Annotated in this window: 7 protein-coding genes; 4 read left to right on the top strand and 3 right to left on the bottom strand. The window is 58.2% G+C overall.

The features are described from left to right. The 3 genes from WA354_RS15520 to WA354_RS15510 form a co-directional block, all read right to left on the bottom strand. On the bottom strand, nt 1-266 hold a 266-nt coding region (locus WA354_RS15520; RefSeq protein WP_472813929.1), incomplete at its 3' end, for a DUF1761 domain-containing protein. Between the two features lie 160 nt (nt 267-426). Continuing rightward, on the bottom strand, nt 427-1,227 hold the full coding sequence (locus tag WA354_RS15515; protein WP_472813928.1) for a septal ring lytic transglycosylase RlpA family protein: 801 nt from the start codon (nt 1,225-1,227) through the stop codon (nt 427-429). Next, the gene (locus tag WA354_RS15510; protein WP_472813927.1) at nt 1,227-1,457 is read right to left on the bottom strand and encodes a hypothetical protein; all 231 of its coding nucleotides are present in this window, start codon (nt 1,455-1,457) and stop codon (nt 1,227-1,229) included. The genes WA354_RS15515 and WA354_RS15510 overlap by 1 nt, the downstream gene beginning before the upstream one ends. Before the next feature lie 425 nt (nt 1,458-1,882). Here WA354_RS15510 and WA354_RS15505 point away from each other — a divergent pair, with 425 nt between their 5' ends. The 4 genes from WA354_RS15505 to WA354_RS15490 form a co-directional block, all read left to right on the top strand. Continuing rightward, nucleotides 1,883-2,758, top strand: a complete 876-nt coding sequence (locus WA354_RS15505) for a hypothetical protein (RefSeq protein ID WP_472813926.1) — start codon at nt 1,883-1,885, stop codon at nt 2,756-2,758. Between the two features lie 247 nt (nt 2,759-3,005). After that, entirely contained in the window at nt 3,006-5,123 is a 2,118-nt protein-coding gene (locus tag WA354_RS15500) for a radical SAM protein (protein ID WP_472813925.1), read from the top strand. 303 nt (nt 5,124-5,426) lie between these two features. Then, on the top strand, nt 5,427-5,639 hold the full coding sequence (locus WA354_RS15495) for an FmdB family zinc ribbon protein (RefSeq protein WP_472813924.1): 213 nt from the start codon (nt 5,427-5,429) through the stop codon (nt 5,637-5,639). A gap of 192 nt (nt 5,640-5,831) precedes the next feature. Next, nucleotides 5,832-6,949 (top strand): M20/M25/M40 family metallo-hydrolase (locus WA354_RS15490; protein ID WP_472813923.1); only part of this gene is annotated, 1,118 nt, incomplete at its 3' end.

Raw genomic sequence — 6,949 nt, 5'->3', positions numbered from 1 at the left:
GTCTGCCTGCCGGTCAACTGGATCACGCAGGAGATCGCGGAGGCCATCACTGCAGCCATCACCAGCGCCGTTCCGTATTGGATGGCTGGATTCATGCCGCTGCTCATCAGCCACTGCATGCTGCGTCCGATCCCATTGAGCCACGTATTCATGAATGCCGAGTACCACCCAGCTTCGAGGAGGAAACAGGCAACCGCGGCAACCACAATTGCCAGATAGTTCTGGCGAACTCGCGCCGTCTGCATCACGGGGACATTGCTTGCCATGCGAACCTCCGTCGAAAGGCTTTGGCACTCACAATAGGTTGGGAGCGCGCCTGCACGCAACGGGAAAATCGTGCCCGATCGCTTGCAGCCACGGCCGATAGCCTGGTGGCCATTAGCTTGACGCTAAATGCTACCGGCTTCTATCTAAGGGCTGTTTTTCTCAGTCCAGCCTCGTCAGATAGGCCACACCTTCATCCGGCCGCAGCCGTCGCGCCATCTCCTCGGCCTGCCCACGGTCGTCGCCTACCGGTCGGATACGCACCCAGTAGCTGCGTTCGCCGGAAAATTCGATCACCTTCGATCCGGAATAGTCGCTGAGCAGCTTCTCCTTGAACTTGATTGCCTTGTGTTCGCTGAGAAACGGCCCGATCTGTACGCACCAGCGGCCGCCCGCATCCATCGGCTTTGGCGTTTGATACACGTCGACACGCACCCGGTCTGTACCCGAGCGATAGATGCCGATCGACTTCGCCGACGCGATGGTCAGGTCAATGATCTTGTTGGGAACGAACGGCCCACGGTCGCTGATGCGCATCGACGAGGCCTGACGCGTTCTAAGATTTGTAACCACGATCAGCGATCCCATGGGCAGCGTGCGATGCGCGGCGGTCAAAGCGTCATCGCTGAAGACCTGGCCGTTGGCGGATTTTCGTCCCTTATAGGGAGCCGTGTACCAGGTGGCCGAGCCTTCTTCGCTGTAGATAGGGTGATGGCTGAGAATGAATTCCTTGTCCTCCGCCGTCACCCCTCCCTCGGGAACCGGCGTGACCGGAATGCTGCCAGTAGTGGGCTGCGGAGCTGGCGCGATCGAAGACGGCGGCGTGTAAACAGGAGGAGCCGTGGCAGTCGGCGCAGGCTGCGGCCGGTTCTTGTGGCCGCAGCCACCCATCGCCAGAGTTCCAATCAACAGGACTGCGAAACCCGCGACAACACGCGCGCCGGCGTGATGGTCATCCGCCATCAGGCCCGCGGGCCCTGCTGCTGCGATTTGTCCATGCGATCTGCCAGATTACGCAGAGTGTCCGACATCTTGCGCATGGCCACGATAGATTCAGAGCGCACCTGCGGAATCACCGCATCGTTCACGTAAGCAATCGCGTGGCGCAGTTCCATCTCAATCAGTTCCATGGCTTCTTCAATTCGATGTCCGACTCCGGGTCCAGGAGGTGGTGGAGGAGGATAAGAGCTCATTGCAGAAAACCTCGCTTTCTAGTCTCGTTGGCGCATTGGCACGCGTCAATGCCGTGAACCGCGCTGCCCGCTCATGCTGTGCCTTCCAAACCAATAGGCATAAATGCGCCCAAAAACTAAACGGCAACTCTTTCCATGCCCTGAAGTTACTTTTTCTGAATATCTTGCGTCCGACATACTAGGACGTTGCGATCCTTCAGAAATAGAAGGAATTCAAGCCGCGATAGGCCTCAGTGCTTTACGAATCAGCACAGGAAAAGTTCCATCAAGCGAGGGTCAGCTCTTTGGGCTACGACGGGAAGGGCCAACACGCGTACCGGGGATACCGATCCTGTCAAAGCACTCCATTTCGCATTTTCCTGCTCTCACCATTCCTCGTCTTGCCCTCGTTTCTCCTCTCTGCAAGTGAGATGGCCTGCGGACAGATGCATCCTGTAAGCACCGCTACACCCCTTCCCGAAACGCCGCTTCCGATCATCAAGCATGAGAACTCGAAGAACGGGCCATGCCGTGTGATTCCGAAGAGCGAGTCGGCGGGCATTGCGCTCACCGAGACCGGCTCGGGGTATATCGCCACGCTTGCGGGTTTCCCGCCGGTAGAACTCCCGGCAATACCGGCAACCGGCGTCAAGCCGAATGAAACGACCCCGCCCAACGAGTTGCCACCCTGTCCGCCGATGCAGATCGTCAATTTCTACCAGCGATTCATGAATGGGCCGGAGGTCAAGCCGCTGACTCCGAGAGAAAAGGCCCATCTGGCGGTCAGGAACGTTCTTGACCCATTCAACGCCGTCACCATTCTGGGCAATGCGGCCGTGACTATCGGGTACGACTCCCATACTCCCTACGGGCCGGGCATGCACGGATTCGCCAAGCTGGTCGGCGTCAGCTATACCGAAGACATGACGGGTGAGTTCGTCGGCACTTTCCTGATCCCCTCTATCTTTCACCAGGATCCGCACTACCATCGCATGCCGCGAGCCGCCATCAAGCGCCGCATCCTGCATACCATCGTGCAGGTCGGCTGGACACAAGGCGACAACGGCAAGGGTATGCCAAACTTCGCGAACATTCTCGGCTTTCCCATCGATGCCGAGATCGCAAATCTCTACGTCCCGGGTATACAAACGGACATTCGAGCAACGGCAGCTCGCGTCGGCACCGGCTGGGCGCTAGCCCCAACTGACAACCTCATTACCGAGTTCCTGCCAGACATTGCCCGGCACATCCACGTTCGCGTGGTCCTTATCCAGCAGATCATCAGCCAGGTCGCTCGAACCGAACCCACGGAAGGCCCATAGCAAGGTGAACCAACAAGGTAAACCATTGTAGCCGCTGGCTTTTACCGCGGGTCGACGCGCTCGCATCTAGTGCCGTTCGAGCCCCTCGAATTGCCATTCACACGCCATTTTCCCCGTTCGCTGCACCCCGGTTGGATTGACCAGCCCCTCTTATTACTCTTGTACTGAGTTTTCAGGTTCCGGCGGTACCGTGGGCCGGACCTCTCGTAAGAGCCAGCTGATTCTTTTTCAAGGAGATCGCACCGATATGTCTAAAACGATGAAATACGCCGAGAAAGCCGCAGTCTATGCGGCCAAGGGAGCGTGGGTAGTTTTTGATCGGCTGAACCGTATCAGCCCCAACCCATCGTTTACCCCCAAATGGAGCGAAAAACCTCTCCTGAAGAGCTATCAGAAAGAGAAGCCTCCCCTGGGATGGCCACGCACCACGGATTCGCTCTGTCCCAAGTGCGTCCCTGAGATCCGCAAGCAGATTCTCGATGGGAAACTTCCACATGAAGTCCTTTTGAATGAGAAGGTTGGCGAAATAAAGGCCCAGATCATCGAGCGCGACGGCAAAATCCTAATGGTGAAGGATTGCCCCAAGCATGGCCACTTCGAAGACGTCATGTCCATCGACCCCGCCTTCTTCAAGCACCTTGAAGAGAGCTTCCCAGGCCGCGACATCCGCGCCCACGGCTCCACCGCCGACAAGCTCCACAACCACGGCACCTCGACCGTCACCCATGGCCGCGGTTCGGTGCTGACCATCGACCTCACCAACCGCTGCAATATGATGTGCGACCCCTGCTTCATGGACGCCAACCAGGTAGGCTTTGTCCACGAACTCACCTGGGAAGAAATCAAGACCATGCTCGACAACGCCGTCAACATGAAGCCGCGGCGTCAGATGAGCGTTCAGTTCTCCGGTGGCGAGCCCACCCTGTCGCCTTACTTCCTTGACGCCGTCGCATACTCGCGCAAGGTTGGATACAACTCGGTGCAGGCTGCTTCGAACGGCATCGAATTCGCGAAGTCCAAAGAGCTCTGCCGCGCCGCCGCTGAAGCCGGTCTCCGTTATGTTTACTTACAATTCGACGGCATCGGCAACGCTGCCAACTCGCACCGCAAGGTCGGCAACCTCTTTGACGTAAAGCTGCAGGCCATCAACAATCTGCATGAAGCCGGCGTCGATATCGTCCCTGTGACGACCATCATCAACGGCATCAACAACGAGCAGGTTGGCCGCATCATCGAGTTCGCACTCGACAACCCGAAGAAGATCAGCTTCCTGAGCTTCCAACCGGTTTCATTTACCGGCCGCGACGAGGACATCTCCGAAGAGCGCCGTCTTGCACAGCGCTACACCCTCTCGCACATGGCGCACGACGTCAAGAACCAGGTCGGCCTCGGCGTTCCCGAGCGGGACTGGTTCCCCATCTCCTTCATGTCCACCTTCTCAGACTGGGCCGATCTTGTGCACGGGCCGACAGCGGAGTGGGGTCAGCTCTCCTGCGGATGCCATCCCAACTGCGGCATCGGCATGGCGCTGATGATCGACAAGGAAACCAAGGAAGCGGCGCCCGTCACCGCCTTCCTCCACATGGACCAGGTCGCGAAGGATCTCGCCAAGGTCAACGATGCCGCCCGCGGCAAGTGGCTCTCGGTCATCGGATTCGGCCTCGCGCTGCTGCGCAACTACGATCCGTTCCAGGCGCCCACCCACTTCAAGATCACCGACATGCTCAAGAAGATGGACAAGACGTTCAACGCCACCGGTAAGGATTACGGCAGCGTCAAGGGTGACCGCACCATGAAGGACATCGAGAAGCGCCGCTCCGATCGCTGGAACTTCCTCTTCATCGCCGGCATGTGGTTCCAGGATCTGTTCAACTACGACTTCCGCCGCACCGAGCAGTGCATCATTCCCTACGCCACGCAGGAAGGCGAAATCAGCTTCTGCGCGTACAACACCGGCGTGGGCTGGCGCAACATCATTGAGAAGATGCACATGACCGCGACTCTGACCAAGTGGTACGAAGAGCATGGCCGTCATGAAATCTTCGCCGGTGGCAAAAAGGTCGGCATGGGCTACGTAGGCCACGAGCTCAAGCTCAACATGGAGCACGTGAACTCTGAAGCCAACCACACGCTCGACAATCTCGGCATCGCCAAGAACGCTCGCGAAGAAAAAATTCGCGCCCGCGATACCAAGATCAAGTCGGATGCCGAAAACGCGAAGATGGCAAAGCTTTATCGCGAGCACGTGCTTGGCGAGAAGCCGGTCGAAGGTCTGGTAAGCCTCGATTCCATCAGGCCCGCATCAAACAACGCCGCATCGCCCATCAACCGGCACAAGGAAACCGAGCCAGTCGCCGGAGACTAGGGACGATTAGCCCAGACAACGCTGTTCAACTGCACCATGGTTCTCTCGCAACAAGGCCGTCCCAAAGGGGGATGGCCTTGTTGCTTTCGGCCGCTATTTGCCTCGTAGTTTAAACGCACGTTCGTTAAGCGACAGATTGATCGGTCAAATGCATCGTCGTACCGCGCGCCCACACCTGGTAGAACCCATGCACTTCCCCGGATTACTGCGCTTTTGATTCGCTGCATCGCCATAAGCGCGACAGGCCTGCAAGCGCTCACGGGCTCACACTGCTGACAATTCCCGTGCTTCTGAGGATTTCGCATGCCGTCCACAAGTCGCGGGACTATGATGTTGGCTCGGAGTTGGATTATGTCTCAATACATGTATCATTGCCAGGACTGCGACAAGGAATTTACCCAGCAGCTCCACATCTCGGATGTCGAGAAAGCTGAAGTTAAGTGTCCACACTGCGGCAGCAAGCGAGTGGGCCAACTGGTCTCAAGCTTCTCCGCTGTCACCTCGAAGAAGAGCTAGCAAGACGATTGGATTCCGCGCGAGGGACCATCCGGAGCCGAGCGAGCGGCCATTGCTCATCGCATGCCGCGCCGAGACGCCCAGGTAGTCGTGTCTCCTGTTTGGCACTGGTAAACTTTGTCAAACTTGGCCAGTGCCTCCTGTTTGCGGCTCTTCGCGAGAGCGGGTTCAGGCTGTTATGCTCGGCGAGAAATGAGAATACATCCTGTCGTCTTCCCCTTTATGGCTGCTGCGTTCAGCCTCGTCTCGATTGCGCAAAACACGCCAACGCTCTCGCCCGAAGAGAAAGCGATGGTGACCTACATCGACGCCAACGAGCAGGCTTCCAATGGCATGCTCGAGAAGCTCGTCAACATCAACAGCGGTACGCACAACCTTGAGGGTGTCCGCGCTGTCGCTGAGATCATGCAGGCGCAGCTCAGCGACCTCGGCTTCAAGGTGCAGTGGATTCCAATGGAGCAGGTCGAGCGCGCAGGCGTACTGGTTGCAGAACACACCTGCCCCGAGCCCGGGAAATGCGGGAAGCGCATGTTGCTCATCGGCCACATGGACACAGTGTTTGAGAAGACCAGCCCGTTTCAGACGTACAGTGTGCAGGGCAACATCGGTACCGGACCCGGTGTTAACGATATGAAGGGCGGCCTCGTCGACATGCTCTTCGCGCTGAAGGCCATGCAGGCCGCCGGCGTTCTGAAGCAGACAGAAATCACCATTGTCCTCAGCGGCGATGAAGAAGCGCACGGCGAGCCCGCCAGCATTTCGCGTCGCGACATGATCGAAGCCGCAAAACATAGCGACCTCGCCCTCGAATTCGAGGGAACGCCGCGGGTGGAGGGCATCTTCTACGGCAGCATCAGCCGCCGTAGCTCTATCACCTGGCAAATCAAAACAACGGGAGAGACCGGCCACTCCTCCGGTATTTTCTCACCGCGTATGGGGTTTGGCGCCATCTATGAGCTCACGCGGATACTGGATGCATTTCGAGTGCAGTTGCCGGAAGCGAACTTGACCTACAACGTCGGGATGGTTGTTGGTGGTACCAGCATTCACGTCGACGAAGCCGGCAACAACGGCACAACTACGGGCAAGGACAACGTCGTCGCTCCTGTGGCCTACGCCAGCGGCGACATCCGCACGATCTCCAACCAGCAGTCCGCGCGCGTGGAGAAAAAGATGCAGGCCATTGTCGCACAGCATCTACCCAGGACCACGGCGACCATCACCTTTGGCGAGGGCTATCCGGCCATGGCGCCCACTGCGCAGAGCCGCGCGCTGCTCGGCATTCTCAACCAGGCAAACGCCAGTCTCGG

Source organism: Occallatibacter sp., from assembly GCF_049802275.1.
In the GTDB taxonomy this organism is placed as follows: domain Bacteria; phylum Acidobacteriota; class Terriglobia; order Terriglobales; family Acidobacteriaceae; genus Telmatobacter.
This window is presented reverse-complemented; position numbering and strand designations above follow the sequence as displayed.

Bases quoted from the DNA above. Each gene is read 5' to 3' on its own strand.
- WA354_RS15515 (WP_472813928.1), bottom strand. From the start codon at position 1,227: ATGGCGGATGACCATCACGCCGGCGCGCGTGTTGTCGCGGGTTTCGCA.
- WA354_RS15510 (WP_472813927.1), bottom strand. From the start codon at position 1,457: ATGAGCTCTTATCCTCCTCCACCACCTCCTGGACCCGGAGTCGGACAT.
- WA354_RS15505 (WP_472813926.1), top strand. From the start codon at position 1,883: ATGCATCCTGTAAGCACCGCTACACCCCTTCCCGAAACGCCGCTTCCG.
- WA354_RS15500 (WP_472813925.1), top strand. From the start codon at position 3,006: ATGTCTAAAACGATGAAATACGCCGAGAAAGCCGCAGTCTATGCGGCC.
- WA354_RS15495 (WP_472813924.1), top strand. From the start codon at position 5,427: ATGCCGTCCACAAGTCGCGGGACTATGATGTTGGCTCGGAGTTGGATT.